The 17984-nt window shown below is 41.3% G+C and carries 11 protein-coding genes; 6 read left to right on the top strand and 5 right to left on the bottom strand.

Annotated features, from left to right (window positions below):
• Nucleotides 1-40: 40 nt before the first annotated feature.
• The 5 genes from cysQ to BMY70_RS04885 form a co-directional block, all read right to left on the bottom strand.
• Nucleotides 41-820 carry a 3'(2'),5'-bisphosphate nucleotidase CysQ gene (gene cysQ, locus BMY70_RS04905; protein ID WP_090332821.1) on the bottom strand — a complete coding sequence of 260 codons (780 nt, stop codon included), beginning with the start codon at nucleotides 818-820 and terminating at the stop codon, nucleotides 41-43.
• A gap of 116 nt (nucleotides 821-936) precedes the next feature.
• Nucleotides 937-2025, bottom strand: coding sequence for a substrate-binding domain-containing protein (locus tag BMY70_RS04900; protein ID WP_090332818.1), 1089 nt, complete (start codon nucleotides 2023-2025; stop codon nucleotides 937-939).
• 189 nt (nucleotides 2026-2214) lie between these two features.
• Nucleotides 2215-3333 (bottom strand): hypothetical protein, encoded by a 1119-nt coding sequence (locus tag BMY70_RS04895; protein ID WP_229209487.1) that lies wholly within the window; start codon nucleotides 3331-3333, stop codon nucleotides 2215-2217.
• Between the two features lie 96 nt (nucleotides 3334-3429).
• Nucleotides 3430-3996, bottom strand: a complete 567-nt coding sequence (locus BMY70_RS04890) for a hypothetical protein (RefSeq protein WP_090332816.1) — start codon at nucleotides 3994-3996, stop codon at nucleotides 3430-3432.
• Between the two features lie 163 nt (nucleotides 3997-4159).
• Nucleotides 4160-4924 carry a 3-keto-disaccharide hydrolase gene (locus tag BMY70_RS04885; protein WP_090332813.1) on the bottom strand — a complete coding sequence of 255 codons (765 nt, stop codon included), beginning with the start codon at nucleotides 4922-4924 and terminating at the stop codon, nucleotides 4160-4162.
• A gap of 251 nt (nucleotides 4925-5175) precedes the next feature.
• On the opposite strand from BMY70_RS04885, the gene BMY70_RS04880 reads away from it, so the two are divergent.
• The 6 genes from BMY70_RS04880 (at nucleotide 5176) to BMY70_RS04855 (ending at nucleotide 17933) form a co-directional block, all read left to right on the top strand.
• Nucleotides 5176-7536 carry a GH92 family glycosyl hydrolase gene (locus BMY70_RS04880; protein WP_090332811.1) on the top strand — a complete coding sequence of 787 codons (2361 nt, stop codon included), beginning with the start codon at nucleotides 5176-5178 and terminating at the stop codon, nucleotides 7534-7536.
• A gap of 126 nt (nucleotides 7537-7662) precedes the next feature.
• Nucleotides 7663-8676, top strand: a complete 1014-nt coding sequence (locus BMY70_RS04875) for a LacI family DNA-binding transcriptional regulator (protein WP_090334688.1) — start codon at nucleotides 7663-7665, stop codon at nucleotides 8674-8676.
• Nucleotides 8677-9091: 415 nt separating this feature from the next.
• On the top strand, nucleotides 9092-12169 hold the full coding sequence (locus BMY70_RS04870; protein ID WP_090332809.1) for a SusC/RagA family TonB-linked outer membrane protein: 3078 nt from the start codon (nucleotides 9092-9094) through the stop codon (nucleotides 12167-12169).
• Between the two features lie 11 nt (nucleotides 12170-12180).
• On the top strand, nucleotides 12181-13827 hold the full coding sequence (locus tag BMY70_RS04865) for a RagB/SusD family nutrient uptake outer membrane protein (protein ID WP_090332806.1): 1647 nt from the start codon (nucleotides 12181-12183) through the stop codon (nucleotides 13825-13827).
• 260 nt (nucleotides 13828-14087) lie between these two features.
• Nucleotides 14088-15938, top strand: a complete 1851-nt coding sequence (locus BMY70_RS04860; protein ID WP_229209486.1) for a 3-keto-alpha-glucoside-1,2-lyase-like domain-containing protein — start codon at nucleotides 14088-14090, stop codon at nucleotides 15936-15938.
• Nucleotides 15939-15995: 57 nt separating this feature from the next.
• Nucleotides 15996-17933: a c-type cytochrome gene (locus BMY70_RS04855; protein ID WP_090332803.1), complete on the top strand. Its 1938-nt coding sequence runs from the start codon at nucleotides 15996-15998 to the stop codon at nucleotides 17931-17933.
• Nucleotides 17934-17984 lie beyond the last annotated feature (51 nt).

Below are 17984 nucleotides of genomic sequence, written 5' to 3'. Positions count from 1 at the left end.
ATCAGAATGATCCGCTCTTGTTCACTTCGATCTACCAAGTTTAATCCCGTAAAGTCAGATATTGTGCGCTGCAAATAAAACTTCCGTTCAGCAATGAAGGTTTGTTATATAAAAACGGCTCGCCTGAGAGCGTCGTCATTTGTCCTCCGCTCAATGTAAGAATTGCTTGTCCGGCGGCAGTATCCCATTCCATAGTCGGACCATGACGGAAATAGATATGCGCCGTTCCTTCCGCTACCAGACAAAACTTAATTGAACTGCCGATCGCAACATTTTTGACAACAGGGTATCTGGCAAGCACTTCTTTTTCGACATCGGACGCGTGAGAACGGCTGCCCACAGAAACCCAGTCTATACTATTTTTATCAACTTTTATATGTGATTTTATACCCTCCGAATCAATTTTCCAGCCGCCGGTCTCTTGATTAGCATAATACATAACATTGCTAACCGGAACATAAATAATTCCTAAAACGGGGACACGGTTTTTAATCAGCGCGATATTGATCGTAAATTCACCATTTCTGTTTATAAATTCTTTTGTTCCATCCAAAGGATCCACACACCAGAAATATTCCCAGGATTTTCGTTCTTCATACGAAATATCTCGCCCTTCTTCTGACAGGATTGGGATCTCAGGAGTAAATGTTTTTAACCTCTCAACAATCAGATTATTGGAAGCCTCATCAGCCAAAGTCAAAGGTGATTGGTCCGATTTAAATTTGACTTCTTCAAACTGCTTTTCATCGCCATATACATCCAGAACAACCTTTCCGGCATCCCTGGCTATTGATAGTAATTCTTCTATTTCCAGATGCATACAAAGATTAAATTGTGAATTAACAAGATTAATATGAAAATAATAAAGCTAATTAAATAATTTGATTTTAAAATCTAATTTTCGTCAGCATTGATTCCCAGCTTTGGTCTTGATTTTCAGTCGGCGAGCTGCCCGACGAAATCTTCTTCGTCTACATAATAATTCAGATTTTCTTTGGTGACGATATCAAGCGGAAGAAATTTAAGTGCCGGAATATTCTTTTTAAAAACCAGAAAATCAACCAGCAGACTTATCCCGAAATAACCTTGTCCCTTGGGATTTTGATTAATCAGAAAAGAAATAAATCCAGAATTCAGATAATCAAGATTCTTAGGAATAAGGTCATACCCTACAATTTTTATTTTTGTAGCGTTTCTCTTCTCAAGATAGTCAGCAATATCATAAGCTTTCGAAGTCGTTACGAAAATATGCTTTAAATCAGGAGTACTATCAATAAGATCATCCAGTTTTTTAGAAAAAGCTTTTGGATCTGCCCGATTCAGTTCAACCCGGATAATTTTGTATTGATTATCCGGATCGACCTGAGCAAAATAATACCGGAAACCGCTTTCCTTTTTTATAAGGTGGGCAGCATTGCTGATCTCTTCATCAATATGAGCAATCAGGATCGAACATGGTTCCGGCTGACCATAATGAAGCAACTTTGCTCCAAGCATTCCGCTCTGATATGAGTCTTGGCCAATATAACTAAGCGCTCCAAATTCAGTAATTTGGGTATTAAATACTATGAACGGAATTTTATCCCGACTCCATTTTTGAAAAAAAGGAAGAGTTTCCCGGTAAAAAATGGGCGAAAGTAAAATTCCATCAGGCTCAAATGTCGTCAGTTCGCTAGCCTTTTCAATGTAAGAATTAACGTCATAAGGATTAAAGACAAATTGCTTCACTGCTATTCCATACTGACGCAAATCTTTCTCAGCTTTTTCGATTCCCGATTTGGGAGCCTTCCAATAGGAATCAACTGTGTAATCCGGGATTAACGCGGCAATTTGATAAGTTTTGTTAGCCCCCAAAGCGCGAGCCATAAGATTCGGTTCATAATTACTCTCCTCAATAATTTGCAGAATACGCTCCTTAACTTTCTCAGAAACCTTTCCCCGATTATGCAAAACACGGTCTACGGTCCCGGTAGAAACTTCTGCTTTTAAGGCAATATCTTTGATTCTTATATTTCTGTTGTTCATGTATAAATTTTGAGGTCCTTATCGAATAATCCGTCAACGCCAATATCTTCAGATAGCAATAGAGCAATGAAAATCAGACTGTTGCATGAAATCCGATAGCAATTAATTCATCAGATTGGATTTACAAAGAAACTGCCTGCCGGAATATACTTGATCCGACAGGCAGTGAAAATATTTGTAATCTGACTTTTATTTCCCAAACAAGCGTGCCCAGAATCCCTTGGCCTTTGTTTTTGTTTCTTCGAAAGTTTCCGAAGCAGAATGTTTTAGTTCATCAATCTCTTCTGCGGCTTTGGCTTTTAATTCTGCCGCCTTGACTTGTGCCTCTGCTAATTTTTCTGCTGCAATTTCTTTCGCATCTTCCAATTTCTCAGAGGCAAGTTCTTTCGCGTCAGCAAATTTTTCAGCGGCGTCTTCTCTCAGATCAGCGAATTTTTCCGTTGCTTCTTCTTTCAATTCAGCAAATTTATCGGCAGCCTCTTCTTTCAAATGATCTGCTCTTCCCGACAGGTCAGAAATAATTTCCTCCGCCCTAACTTTTCCAGCAGCAATATTTAACTCAACTTCATTCTGCAACTGTTCTACCTTGCCTGAAAAACCAGATTTTATTTCTTCAACTTTCTCAGCGGCCACTTCCTTAACTTCTTCGGCTTTATCAACTACCTCTTCCTTAACTTCTGCAACCTTTTCCTGAGCAGCCTCTGTTTTTTCTGCGGCTTCCGTTTTCAATTCATCAACCTTGTACTCCGCATCTGCTTTGATATCGGCAACCTCTGATTTGACATCTTCAACTTTTTCCTCTGCAATTTCCTGTACCTCATCCACTTTTTCAGCAGCCGAATCTTTTGCCTCAGCAAAAGTTTCTTTGACATCTTCCAGTTTTTCCTGTCCGGTTGCTTTTAACTCATCCACTTTATCGCCCGCTTCCGCTTTCACATTATCAAATTTCTCAGAAGCAATTTCTTTGTATTCTTCAACTTTATCAACGGCTTCATCTTTCAAGTCAGTCGCTTCAGCTTTCACTTCCTCAACTTTCTCAGAAGCAGTTTCTTTGTATTCCTCAGCTTTGTCGGCAGCTTCATCTTTCAATTCAGCCGCCTCTGCTTTTACTTCTTCAATTTTATCCGAAGTCTCAGCCTTTACTTCTTCTACCTCCGTCTCAGCTCCAATCTCCACATCCTCTTTTATCTCCGAAATACCTTCGGCAGCTTCATCTTTAACTTCGATCGATTTGTCCTTAATGTCTTCAATTTTTTTATCCAACGACTCGTCTGCATCGGTTGGTTTAGGTTTTTCATTGTCTGCCATATGAGTGGATGATGTTTGGATGGAATAGATTAAAAGGTTGAACACGTAAGCTACAAAGGACTTATCAAGGTTGCAAGCAATAAGCATACCTTTTTACTAGGATAACCTTCTAGTGATCAATTTTTTAACGATTTCATAAAAGATGTCTGGCTGAAGCGTTCGCCAGTTGTCCAATTGTAGTGTTCCGCCAAAATTCAGATAATAATCAAGCCGGAAACGCTTCCATTCTTCCTCGACATGATCTCTAAAATTGACTGTGGCAATCCATCCGTCTTCAACATCATCAAACCATTCAGCATAATAGTCATCTTCCGCGCCATGAAAATTCATGACATTCTCACCTAACAGGATAAATTGATTAATTCCTTCCTCAATCAGAGGATCAACAACCTGCCGTTTAAAATACATAATGTCATTATGCAGCGTATCATTCCACTCACCAAAAAGTTCGATGATTACGAAATGCTTGTTGTAGTCGGCGTAAAGAATTTTGACATAAAGGGTTTCTGATCCGATATGATCCCAAAGCGGATGAATATAATATCCATAGATTGCATTCTCGTAATAGTCAAGATTGTAGGTCCGGCCATAAAACGGAGATTTTCGGTCACGGCTTGCCACATAATGCTTCTCCCAGTTGTAATAAGGCTCTATTTCCTGCATGTTTGTTTGTCGTTCAATGAAGTATGTTCAGGAATTAATCCTTTGAATTTAAAACAAAAAAGAGGTTTAAGGTGGTTCATGGATACAAAAAAAGAGAAGTCAACTTTTAAAAAGTCGACTTCTCTTTTGATTCAAAAATATTGATTATCTCAGCATTTTCCTGTTAGATCTCGCGAATCCAGATATTACGGAAACTTGTTGTGTTGTTGTGGTCCTGCAATTTGATCGGGCCTGCACCGTGCGGCGTAATGTTTGGCTGACCGATATAAGGCGTTGTTCCCTGAATTGCAGTATGGTTTTGAACAACTACCCCATTGTGAATTACAGTAATGTATGGAGGAATTGTCATTTGTCCGTCTTTGTTAAAATGCGGCGCTGTGTACACAACGTCGTAAGTCTGCCATTCGCCTGGTCCTACGGTCGCGTTTACCAATGGCATTGTTTGTTTGTAAATAGAACCTGCTTGTCCGTTTGAATACGTTGGGTTATTGTAGCTGTCAAGTACCTGAAGCTCATAAATTCCCTGCATGAAAATACCACTATTGCCACGTCCCTGACCACTTCCTTCAACTTTTGCAGGTGTACGCCATTCAATATGAAGCTGGTAATCTGTAAAATTTTTTTTAGTTTGAATATCTCCTTTTTTAGGTGCACAAGTTAAAGCTCCGTCTGCAACAGTCCATGGAGCAGCGCCTCCGCCTTCGTTTGCAGAAACCCACTGGTCAAGATTTTTTCCGTCGAATAATACAGTTGCATCCGAAGGGGCTGTAAATCCTGAAACTGCCGTGGAAGGCTTACCTGGAGTTATAACACGCGGAACCGGAGTCCATAATTCACTTGATTCAGGAGTTTGTTTTGAGGGCTGTAACTGTGCATGTGATGCAGCTGCTGTCAAAATACCAGCCACAATCATTGTAATTTTTTTCATAGATTATCAATCGATTTTTATTTGGAAATTATAAGGTTTAAACGATAATGATTTACTCATTCTTCCGGGAAAGCTACGAAATTCGTCCATTGAAATTTGGTAATAAACGTTAACTTTCAAGAGAGATTTCAAATTTACAGTTCTTGAATTGGATAATTAGCACAAATTTTAAAAATATAAATTGCTTACAAGTCTGCTAAAACGATTTATTTATACTTTTAACGTAAAGTTAATCTTTGACCTTCGCCTTTATGTCCCTATTTTTCTTAAAAACAGATAGCAAACCGACCTTGCGAAAACTGCTTTCCGCGGCTGTTATTTTCACATCGCTGAATGTTTCAGCCCAAAATACAAATGAGAATTTTGTACAGTATGCTCATCCATTAATTGGAACGGCAAAAATGGGACATACATATCCGGGAGCGACAGTTCCTTTCGGAATGGTCCAGTTATCGCCCGATACGGATACGCTGCCTTATGGTGTCAATGGGAAATATAATCCGGACGTTTATAAATTTTGCGCCGGGTATCAATATGATTCCAAAACGATTGTCGGTTTCAGCCACACGCATTTCAGCGGCACGGGACACTCCGATCTGGGTGATTTCCTGATTATGCCGACAACCGGAAAATTGCAGCTTAATCCTGGCACGGAAGACAAACCTGATAGCGGTTACCGTTCAGCCTTTTCACATAAAAATGAAGTTGCCGAGCCTTCCTATTATAAGGTAAAACTGGATGATCATAATATTACCGCCGAACTCACAGCCAGCAATCGCGTTGGTATGCATCAGTACACTTTTCCAAAAGCTGATGACGCACACGTTATTCTGGATTTGATGGCCGGACTTTATCAGTACGACAATAAAAATGTCTGGACTTTTGTCCGCGTTGAAAACGACACTTTGATCACCGGTTTCCGCCAGACGAATGGCTGGGCCAGAACGCGTACCGTTTATTTCGCGATGACTTTCAGTAAACCATTTAAAAATTATGGTACTAAAATTGATGATAATAACGTCTACAAAGGGTTCTGGAAAAAGTTCGATCAGGAACATAACTTCCCTGAAGTAGCCGGCAGAAACCTGAAAATGTATTTTGATTTCCAGACTGCTGAAAACGAAAAAATCAAAATCAAATTTGCCATTTCACCGGTTAGCACACAAGGTGCCTTAGCCAACATGAAAGCTGAAATTCCGCATTGGGACTTTGACCGAGTGAAGCAGGAAGGACAGGCACTTTGGAATAAAGAATTTAATAAAGTAGCTGTAAAAACAATCAGTGAAGACGACAAGGTGAATTTTTACACCGCGATGTATCATTCATTTTTAGGGCCAACGACATATATGGATGTGGATGGTTCTTACAAAGGTCTGGATATGAATATCTATAAAACGCAGGGCTCAACAAATTTCACAAGCTTCTCACTCTGGGATACTTACAGAACGCTGCACCCCCTTTTTAACGTCTTACAACCAGCCAGAAATGTGGATATGATCAAATCCATGATGGCGCATTACGACCAGAGTGTACATAAAATGCTGCCGGTATGGTCGCATTATGCCAATGAAAACTGGTGTATGATCGGGTATCATTCTGTGCCAGTTATCGCCGACGCAGTGATCAAGGGGAATGCTAATTTTGATGTTAACAAAGCCTTGGACGCATGCGTTACAACCGCAAGAAATAAATATTACGACGGTCTTAATTATTATATGGAAAAAGGGTACGTCCCGGATGATAAAAATACCTCGTCTGTTTCGAAAACTTTGGAATATGCGTATGACGACTGGTGCATCGCTCAAATGGCGAAGAAACTAGGACGTAATGATATTTACGAAGAATTTACCAAGCGCTCCGGTAATTACAAAAATGTCTATGATGCGTCGATCGGTTTTATGCGCCCGAAATTGGATGACGGCAGCTGGCGCAAAAATTTTGATCCGCTTGATACGCACGGACAAGGTTTCATTGAAGGGAATTCCTGGAATTACAGCCTATATGTACCTCAGGCACCGGCAGAAATGATCGAGCTGATGGGTGGCAAAAAGCGTTTTACAGCGCATCTGGATTCTCTTTTCAGTATGAATTTGCCGGATAAATATTTTGAAAATACAGAGGATATTTCCCGCGAAGGAATTATTGGAAATTATGTCCATGGAAATGAACCGTCGCATCACGTAGCTTACCTGTATAACTGGCTGGACCAGCCCTGGAAAACAGAAGACAAAATCCGGATGATCCTGAAAGCAATGTATAAATCTACCGTTGACGGATTGGGTGGAAATGATGATTTCGGACAAATGAGCGCCTGGTATATTTTTAGTTCTCTCGGCTTTTATCCGGTCGCGCCGGCTTCGGATCAGTATATTATTGGTAGTCCTGCTATACAAAATGCGAAGATTAATCTGGAAAACGGAAAAACTTTTGAGGTTGATGTAAAAGATCAGAGCGACAAAAACGTATACGTTCAAAAAATTGAATTGAACGGTAAAGTTTTGACCCGCAATTATATTACGCATTCTGAAATCATGGATGGCGGCCAGATCAGGTTTTATATGGGTGCTAAGCCAAATAAGAAAAGAGTATCAGCACAGGCGATTAGGAAATGATTGTGTATATTGCTTTCTGAATTTTTTATATAACGATAATGGAAATGAAAATTCATTGGAGTCTGCTGATTCTGATGAATTTTCATTTTTACTCCATTAATAACAAGTCTGATGCCGGCCAGTAAGATGAGCAAAAAACTATCCATTCGTGACATTGGGAAAGAATTAGGGATATCGATCACCACGGTATCGTTTATTTTGAATGGAAAAGCAAAAGAGAAAAGGATCAGTGAAGCGCTCACTGAAAAAGTATTAAAATTTGTAGAGGAAGTAAATTTCAAACCCAACATGATGGCTCAGGGATTGCGGACGGGAAAGTCCAAGATTATTTGCCTGATGGTGGAAGATATTTCAAATAACCTCCTTTTTGCACAAGTTGCGCGCCTTATTGAAGAAGAAGCTCATAACAGCGGATACAGAATAATTTATTGCAGTACCGATAACAAAAAGGAAAAAGCAATCGAGCTAATCCGGTTGTTCCGCGACCGTTCCATCGACGGCTATATTATCACACCTCCGGAAGGAATCGAAAAAGAAATCCAGTCACTATTAGACGAAGGTATACCTGTTGTTTTGATCGACCGGAATTTGCCTTCGCTGGATTGTAACCATGTTGTGATTGAGAATTTGAACAGTACAAACGAGGCCATAAACCACCTGATCAAAAACGGGTTTAAAAATATCGCTTTTGTGACGCTGGATTCTGATCAGATGCAAATGGCCGACCGTTTGGGAGGTTACCAAAAGGCGATAACCGAACATGGCTTGAACGCATATGTTAAAAAAGTGGGTTTTCACGACAGCAGCGAACAGAATGTAAATGAAATTGCCTCATTCCTCAAAGAAAATAAAAATATAGACGCCATATTTTTCTCAACAAATTACATCGGCGTTTGGGGATTACAAGCGATAAAAAGTCTAAATCTCAGGATACCAGATGATATAGCTGTTATATCCTTCGACGATCAGGATCTCTTCAAATTTTATAGTCCCTCAATAACCGTCGTCGCCCAGCCGGTTCCTGAAATTTCGAGTCATATCATCCGGTTAATGTTGAACGCCTTAGACGAAAAAGATAGTGAAATTCATAAAATCGTCTTGCCTGCGAAACTGATCGTGAGAGAATCATCTTCCCTTTAAAAAGCTTCAAAAATCCCGCAGACAAATATGTATTTTTAACATAACGTTTGCATGATACTAAGATAACATTTAACTTGGCGCCAGAATTGGAGTCAGGCGGCCACTTAGTGCTGTTCTTAGAAATATTCAGTTCTCATATCAAAAATCCCTACTATTTCTGTTTTAATTACTATTTATCAAAAATAAAACATTAAAAATTAGAAAATTGCTAAATCGATTTAGCGTTAAAGTTAAAATGTAATTTTTGGAATATTAAAAAACCAAGACAAGTTTGACTTACGCCTGAATCCGAAGCCTGTTCAAGTCTCAATCTAAAATTTTGTAACTGCATGACGATAAAAAATTCAAAATAAACCTAACAAAATACTAAAACGATTTAGCGCCTATTAATTATTCTTAAACACAATTAAGTTTCATGAAAAGAAAAGTACTGGTAAATCATTTCAGGCCGAGAAGTGGGAAATTCAGGATGTTATGCCTGGGTTCACTTTCCCTGGCATTATGCTTTTCCGCACCGGCAGCGCATGCAGGAAACGGGAAAAAATCGATTACTCCGCTGATTACAAAAACAATTTCCGCAGCCGAGATTGAGGTAAAAGGTAGAGTAGTGAGTGCGAAAGATAAATCCGGTCTTCCTGGTGTTTCTGTTATTTTGAAAGGAACACAGAAAGGGGTTACTACCGATGTTGAAGGAAATTATACGATCACAGTGAATGGTCCCGAGGATGTCCTGGTGTTTTCTTTTGTAGGAAGTATTACGCAGGAAGTTGCGGTCGGCAATAAATCTGTAATTGACGTTGACCTTGCTGAAAACTCAAAATTACTGGATGAAGTTGTCGTTGTTGGATACGGTACGCAGACAAGAGAAAGAACAACTTCTGCTATTGCCAATATAACTTCAGACAAATTCAACAGATCTGGTGCACGTAATGCGATGGACCTTATTCAGGGAAAAGTTGCCGGTTTGAACATTAACAGAAGCGGCTCAAATCCGAACTCAAGTGTATCCTTGCAGCTTCGCGGAGTAACTTCGCTAACCGGCGGTCTGGCTCCGCTTGTCGTTATTGACGGTATTCCGGGTGGTAATCTTGACCTTTTACAACAGGATGACGTTGAATCGATCAGTGTTTTGAAAGACGGTTCGGCAGCTGCTATTTATGGTACACGTGCTAATGGCGGGGTAATTTTGGTAACAACCAAAAAAGGTGCTTCCGGAAGTGCAAAGTTTGATTATAATACATATTTCAGAAAAGAATACGTCCGCAACCGTGCAGATTTCATGACTGCTGCGCAGTATCGTGCTAAAATTGCTGACGGAACAATTCCTGCAAGTGCCGATTACGGCGCGACGACAGACGCATACGATGCTCTGATCAATCATGGAAATCTGAGCCAGAACCACAACCTAGCCATGTCCGGCGGCGGCAAAAATACAACTTACCGCGCAAGTCTTTATTATCAGGATTTACAGGGAATTGCCAAAGAAAACGGCCGTAAGCAATATGGTGGACGTTTGAGTATCATGCAAACGGGTTTGAAAGATCGTTTGACTGCACAAGTTAACCTGGCAACCAACTTCAACAAAGCCAACCTTTTGGGTGGTGAAGGATGGGAAGGCTCTTTGATCAGAAATCCTACCTTGTCTTTCTATAATCCGGATGGAACTTACTATTTCGAGCAGACAAGCAGAAATGAAGTCGCCCGTTTAAATCAGGAAAAAAATCGTCGCCAACAGCAAACGACTTCTGCGGATGCGAAAATGAGCCTTCAGATTTTGCCAGGCTTGCAAGCTTCGATCTTTGGAGCGGTGCAAAGAGATAGTTACATCGACGGAGTTTATCGTTCGTTGGCTTCTGAGTTTTCCAAAGAAAATGACGTTTATCCAAACGGGGGTTATGCTAGGAGATATACTTATCTAAAAAACAACTACACGGTTGAACCGACAATCTCCTTTGATAAGTCAATCGGTGCGAACCATACCATTAACGCCGTTGGTGGATACAGCTACCAATATGCGGTTGAAGAAAATTTCGAGGCTGTTAATTATGGTTTCGTAAATGATGTTTTTGAAGAAAATAATCTGGAAGCAGGAAACCAGCTGGTTGCCGGAAAAGCAACGATGTCCAGCGGAAAAGGCGATAATACCCTGATCGCATTTTTTGGACGTGCCAATTATTCGTTCATGGATAAATATTTAGTTTCTGTAATTCTCCGTCACGAAGGATCTTCGCGTTTCGGGGTGAACAACAAATGGGGAAATTTCCCGGCTGCTTCTGTCGGCTGGAACCTGAGTAAGGAGAAATTCATGGAAAACATCAAGTTTGTGAACAGCCTGAAACTGCGTGCCGGATTTGGGGTAACTGGTAATCAGGATATTGCAAACTATTCGTCTCTTGTGACTTTGGGAACCGGTGGTGTTTATATCAATCCTGACGGGCAATGGAGAGAAACTTACGGTCCGAACAGAAATCCGAATCCGAACTTGAAATGGGAACGCAAAAAAGAATATAACCTCGGGGTTGATTTCTCTGTATTGAATAAGAGATTAAGCGGATCGCTTGACGTGTTTAAACGCGTAACCAACGACTTGTTATATGAATATACTTCACAGCTTCCTCCGTTTGTTCGTGAAACAATTTATACCAACGTTGGATCGATTTCTAATAAAGGGGTTGAACTTACATTAAGTGGCGTTGCTGTAAAAACAAAAGATTTCAGCTGGAATATCGATGCGACAGGAAGTTTTGTGACCAACAGAGCGGATGATCTTTCAAATGATGTATTTAAAGTTGAAGCCATCGCCACAGGAGATATCGGCGGTTATGGTGCACTTGGACAAGCCATGCGCATCGAGCAAGGCGGAAAATTGGGGAACTTCTACGGAAAGCGTTTTGCAGGATTCACGGATGACGGAAAGTGGTTATTCTACAACCGCAATAACGAAAAAGTACGTTTCGATCAGATCAATAACTCAACCGATCCTAATGTATCGGATTTAGCGATTATCGGAAATGCGATTCCTAAATTCAATGCATCCCTGACCAACAACTTTGCATATAAAAACCTAAGCCTTCGCGTGTTTTTCAGAGGACGTTTTGACTACGATATCCTGAATACGATGGCGCTTTCTTATGCCAACAAAGTATCGCTTCCGAACAATGTTTTGAACAGCACATTTGGTAAGTATTCGCAATTGAATGATACCTATCAATATTCTGACTACTACCTTGAATCGGGAAGTTTTCTGAAACTTGACGAGATCACGCTTAGCTACAATTTCAATATCAAAGGCGATATTATCCGTTCGCTTCGCGTGTATGCGACAGGTTCGAACCTTGCCACATTTACTAAATACACCGGTAATGATCCTGACTTTGTCAATGACACAGGACTTGGAAAAGAAGAAGATGGTCAGCGCCGCCTGGGTATCGATGGCCGCAGTGCTTACCCAAACACCCGTTCATTCTTAGTAGGTCTTAGTTTCGGATTTTAATATTAATAAAAATGATAAATATTAAGAAAGCATTCAAAATTGCTGCAATGGCTTTGCCATTATTTGCAACAACGGCCTGTACTGATCTTGATGAAAATATTTATGATCAGCTGGTAACAGATAATTTTTACAATAATAAAAACGAAGTTATTTCGGCCGTGCTCCGTCCTTATACCCATGCAAACGCCTGGGCTACTCCGGGACAGGACGGCTGGTGGCGACTGAACGAACTTTCTGCTGATCAGCTTGCCTGGCCGGTGAAAGGTCGGCACGGACAAGATGGCGGTAAGTGGCTTCGCCTTCATTACCATACCTGGACTGCCGATGAAGATGCAGTTTGGGGCGCATGGAGACTGATGTGGTGGGGACTTGGTCTCTGTACCGACCCGATTGAAGCGCTTGAAGGCCGTACTTCAGCATCTATGGGAATTTCCGATACTGAAAAAGCAGCTTATGTTTCTGAATTGAAACTTTTACGCGCTTTCCATTACCTTAAAATCATGAGCTTGTTCGGTAATATCCCAACAGTTACAAAAGTTGGAGATCCTGTCAGCCCTCCTACGCAGCCTCGCGCTGAGGTTTTCAAGTTTATTGAGAAAGAAATCCTTGATAATATCAATGCAGCCCCAAAGCTTTCACAAGCTATGATTGGCCGTATGACGCAGGCAGGTGGTTATGCGATGTTGGTGGAACTATACCTGAATGCAGAAGCCTGGACAGGAACTGCGCGTTGGGATGATTGCGTTGCCGCAGCAAACAAGCTGATCAATGGTGAAGCAGGAGGCCTAAATGGCGCACCGGTTTTGGATGCTAACCTGACGGATACCTATAAACCAGCGAATTTCGAATCAAAGGAAATTCTTTTCCAACTTGCTTATGAATTTAAAAAAGCGACTTTCCAGCCACAATGGACAAGCGACTTTTACCATTTTCAGCAACGTTTTATTTATGGCGGTGCGCGTAACGGAAATGATGGTGTTGTGGTAATTCCAGGTGTATACACCACGTTCAAAGATACGGACAAGAGGAAAAAAGAATGGATTTTGGAAGGAACGCAGTATCAGTATGCTGATCCAACGAAACCGGTTTTGGCAACGGGTGGAAACGAATATGACAACCAGCCACTGGTTTTTGTTGACAATATCCGTAAAAACAAAACTTTACAGCCTGGCCAGGATCCAAATTCTTTGCCGTCCGATATGACGCAGGGTGAAGAAAACAGCGGCGTTCGTTTCAATAAGTATAAGTTGGGCGCACTTGAAGATCCTAATTACAATGGATGTGACTGGGCAATTTACCGTTTGTCGTGGGTGATGTTTGCGAAAGCGGAGGCCTTAATGCGTAAAAATGGCAAAGTTGCTACCGCAGAAGCTGTTGAACTGGTTAATCAGGTTAAACGACGTGCATATACTACTGATGCCTGGGCAACAGAAAAATATACGACCTCGACTTTAACAATGGATGAATTACTAGCGGAACGCGGTCGTGAATTTATTTTTGAAGGCTTCCGTCGCGATGACCTGATCCGTTTTGACAAATTCACAACAGGTAGCTGGTGGGATCATAAACCGACAGAATCATACAAGAAATTATTCCCGATCCCGCGCAGACAGATTACGCTTAATGCAAATCTGAAACAGAACGACGGATACAACTAAGAATTCATTATTCCTTTCGCTTGACTTTTCTTAAAATCCAACGCCGGTCCGCTCTCCGAACCGGCGTTGGATTTGTTAATTTCGCAAAACACTTATAATGAAAAACAAAACCTTTCCGAGTTTTCTTATTACTTCACTATAAGCGGATTAAAAAATGGATCAGAAAATTATATTCCGTTCAAAAGAAATGTGATTTTCCCGATTCTTATATCGTAATTTGTGCTCTTTTTATTTATAAACCAATTAAGCTTACGTAGAGTATGTTTAAACCTACCCGTTTCTTTTTTCAATTTATCGCCTGGGGTCTGGGTGTGATAGCTGTGCAAACATCTTTTGCACAGGAAGCTATCCCGCTGAACGACCTAAGCGGATTTACAAACAAAGCCGGCAATTGGAAGATTGTTGGCGACGCCTCTGTCGACATTAATAAAGTCAATGTTTTAAGCACTAAACCTGGTAAAGGAGTTTTAGCGTGTCTGCACGAAAAAGGCAAATACGGCCAGGAATATGAACTCGTATCAAATTTCAAGCATGGAGATCTTGACCTGGAACTGGATTTCATGCTGACAAAAGAGTCTAATTCCGGAATTTATCTTCAGGGAAATTATGAAGTCCAGCTTTTCGACAGCTGGGGTAAAAAAACCGCCAAATACAACGATAACGGAGGAATCTACGAGCGTTGGAATGATTCAAAACCGGAAGGTGAAAAAGGTTACGAAGGGTATGCTCCTCGTTTCAATGTTTCAAAAGCACCGGGTTTGTGGCAAAACATCAAGATTTCTTACCAGGCTCCCCGTTTCAACTCGGCTGGGAAGAAAATCTCAAATGCTGTCTTTTTGAAAATTGTTCTGAATGGTGTTACGATTCATGAAAATGTAGAAGTAAGCGGCCCGACACGTGGTGCTCTTACAGCAGAAGATGTAGCGTCAGGACCATTGCGTATCCAGGGGGATCATGGTTCGTTGGCTATCAAAAATATTATTATCAATAATTTTGACAAAAAGCCGGGAACGTTATCAGACCTGACTTATAAGACTTTTTACGGCACTTTCGCTTCCTCAGAAGATTTCCTTAAATCCAAACCTGCTGAAACTGGCAAAACGGATGCAATTACCTGGGAAATCCTGAAAGAAAACAACAACTACGCTTACGTTTATAACGGAAAATTCAATGCGGTTACGGCTGGTGAATACAATTTCAAATTGCAGGCTGCCGGAAAAGCGTATATCAAAATTGATGGTAAAAATGTATTGCCTGCTGAATCAAAAAACAATAATACTTTCCGCACGGGAAAAGTTGATTTGACAGCCGGAGCACATACAATTGAAATTTTCAACAGTAAAACAGAAGGTTATATGAGACCCGGCCTGGCTGTTTGGGTTTCTGGTCCCGGTTTCAGAGAAATATCTCTGAACACGGCAAGTTCTGTAACAACAGGCGGTGGCGTTGATCCGATTTTGATAACATCTCCGACTAACACGATCATGCGCAGCTTCATGGATTTCAAAAAAACACCAACGGCTAAAAACGTACGAATCGTTCATGCAATTTCTGTGGGAAGCCCTTCAAATATACATTACACGTATGACCTTGAAAAAGGTGCTGTTTTGCAAATCTGGCGTGGAGAATTCCTTGATGCAACGCCGATGTGGCATGAACGCGGCGATGGTTCATCCCGTCCGCGTGGAAGTGTGACGCTTCTAAACAACGAAATGTTTTTGGGGAAAGCAAGCGGACAATCAGCCTGGACTGCGGATACGACCGGAAGTGGTTTCCGTCAGAAAGGTTACTCTTTGGATGAAACGGACGCTCCTACTTTCAATTATATCGCTTTCGGTTCACCAGTATCTGACCATCTTTCGGTTGTTGACAACAAATATTTCGAACGCGAAGTGAAAGTTGCAAATCCGGTGAAAGATCTCGTTGCAAGAGTAGCAGAAGGAACGTCTATCGAAAAAGTCTCAGAAGGACTTTACGCGGTGAATAACAAATCTTACTTTATCCAGGTGGCTGACAAATCAGTAAAACCTGAGATCAGAAATGTTAACGGCCAGCAAGAACTGATCATTCCTGTGAAGAATGGTGGGGTTAAATATGCCATCTTATTCTAATTTAAAGTTACCCAAAGCTCCGGGCCTACGCTCAAAGCTATAAGCTGATACATAACAATGAAAAAAATTGCTCAGATAGCATTAATCATTTTGGCGGCCCTGCCGATGGCAAAAGCCCAGGAATCGCCGAAAGAAGAAGATTTTTACAAGATCGTGACGCCGCCGATTCCGGAAGGAATTGTGCTGGAAGTTGGTGGTCTGACCAGCCTGCCAAACGGATCACTGGGAATCTCGACACGTCGCGGAGATGTGTGGATCGTAGATAATCCGACCAGCCGTACGCCTTATTTTAGAAAATTCGCAACCGGTTTACATGAAGTTCTTGGTCTTGCTTATAAAGACGGAGTTCTATATTGTGCACAACGCGGCGAGCTTACAAAATTGATAGACAAGAACGGGGACGGAAAAGCAGATGTTTATGAAACTGTTTATTCATGGCCCTTATCAGGTCATTACCACGAATATTCTTTCGGACCAAAAGTGGCTCCGGACGGAAGTTTCTTTGTTAGTGGAAACGTAGCTTTCGGTGATGAAGAATGGTGGAGAGGCGAAAGCCGCGTACCTGGCCGCGGATGGATTTTCCGTATCACGCCAGAAGGGAAGTTTGAACCTTATGCAACAGGTGTTCGCTCTCCAGCCGGAATCAGTATGTTGAAAGGTGAACTTTGGTATACAGACAACCAGGGTGACTGGATGGGAACAGGTGGAATTTTCCCTGTAAAAAAAGGTGGTTTCATGGGTCACCCGGCAGGTTTGAAATGGGCTGAACTTCCAAATTCTCCTGTAAAATTAACTGAAAAACAATTTTTCGCTGAGCGTGATAACCGCCAGGAAAGAGATGAAAACAACCGTGCGATCAAACCGGAAAATACGCGTAACGAAGAACCTCAGTTCTTGTATCAGTTGAAAGAAAAATATGATATGGTACAGCTTCCGGCGGTATGGTTGCCTTATGGAGTTCACGGAGTTTCTACTTCTGAATTGATCATGGATGAAACCAACGGAGCTTTTGGTCCATTTGCAGGTCAGGTTTTCGTGGGAGACCAGGGACAAAGTAACATTATGCGTATCGTTCTTGAAAAAGTAAAAGGTGAATATCAGGGCGCTTCGATCGGATTCCGCAGCGGTTTCCAGTCAGGCGTTTTGCGTATGGCTTTTGATAAAGATGGTTCGATGTTCGTAGGTGAAACCAATCGCGGATGGGGTTCTGCAGGTGATGCAAATCAAGGTTTGCAGCGTCTTGTCTGGAATGGAAAAATGCCGTTTGAAATGTATACTGTGAAAGCAATGCCAGACGGTTTTGAAATTGAGTTCACAATGCCTGTTGATCGTAAATCAGCAGAAGATCTTGATTCTTACAAAGTGAGCAGCTACTTGTACAAGCACTATCCTGTGTACGGAAGTCCTCCGATCGATACAAAAGATGTGACTGTGAAAGGTGTGAAGTTATCAGAAGATGGCAAAAAAGTAAGAATTGTTCTGGACGGTATGCGCCAATATTTTGTACACAAAATTGAGCTGGCAGGCGTACGTGCTGAAAATAATTACTGGTCACTCGTTCACCCGGATGCTTACTACACTTTAAATAATATTCCTGACGGCGAAAAACTCAAAGCATCTGACTTGAAAACGACAAGATCAGGCAACGTTAAACCAGCGGAAGCTGCGCCGGTAAAAGAGCACGTTTCTCCGGATGGAAAAGGAAAAGCTCCAGCTCCGACGAAAACGGCAAAAGCGCCAACGTGGGAAGAAGTAAAACCACTTCTTGCAAAAAATACATGTCTGGCTTGCCACGCAATCGACAAGAAAGTAGTAGGGCCTGCCTATGCTGATGTTGCAAAACGCAAATACAGCAATGAAAAAATCGTTGAACTGATCTACGCTCCGAAACCAGAAAACTGGCCGGATTATTCAACTCCAATGGCGCCTATGCCACAGGTTCCGAAGGCTGAAGCAATGAAAATTGCTGCATGGATCAATTCATTGGCGAAGTAATTTTTTAATTTTTTCTTTTTTTGAAATCAGGCCGCTTCTTTTCAGAAGCGG

It is taken from the genome of Dyadobacter koreensis (assembly GCF_900108855.1).
GTDB lineage: Bacteria > Bacteroidota > Bacteroidia > Cytophagales > Spirosomataceae > Dyadobacter > Dyadobacter koreensis.
This window is presented reverse-complemented; position numbering and strand designations above follow the sequence as displayed.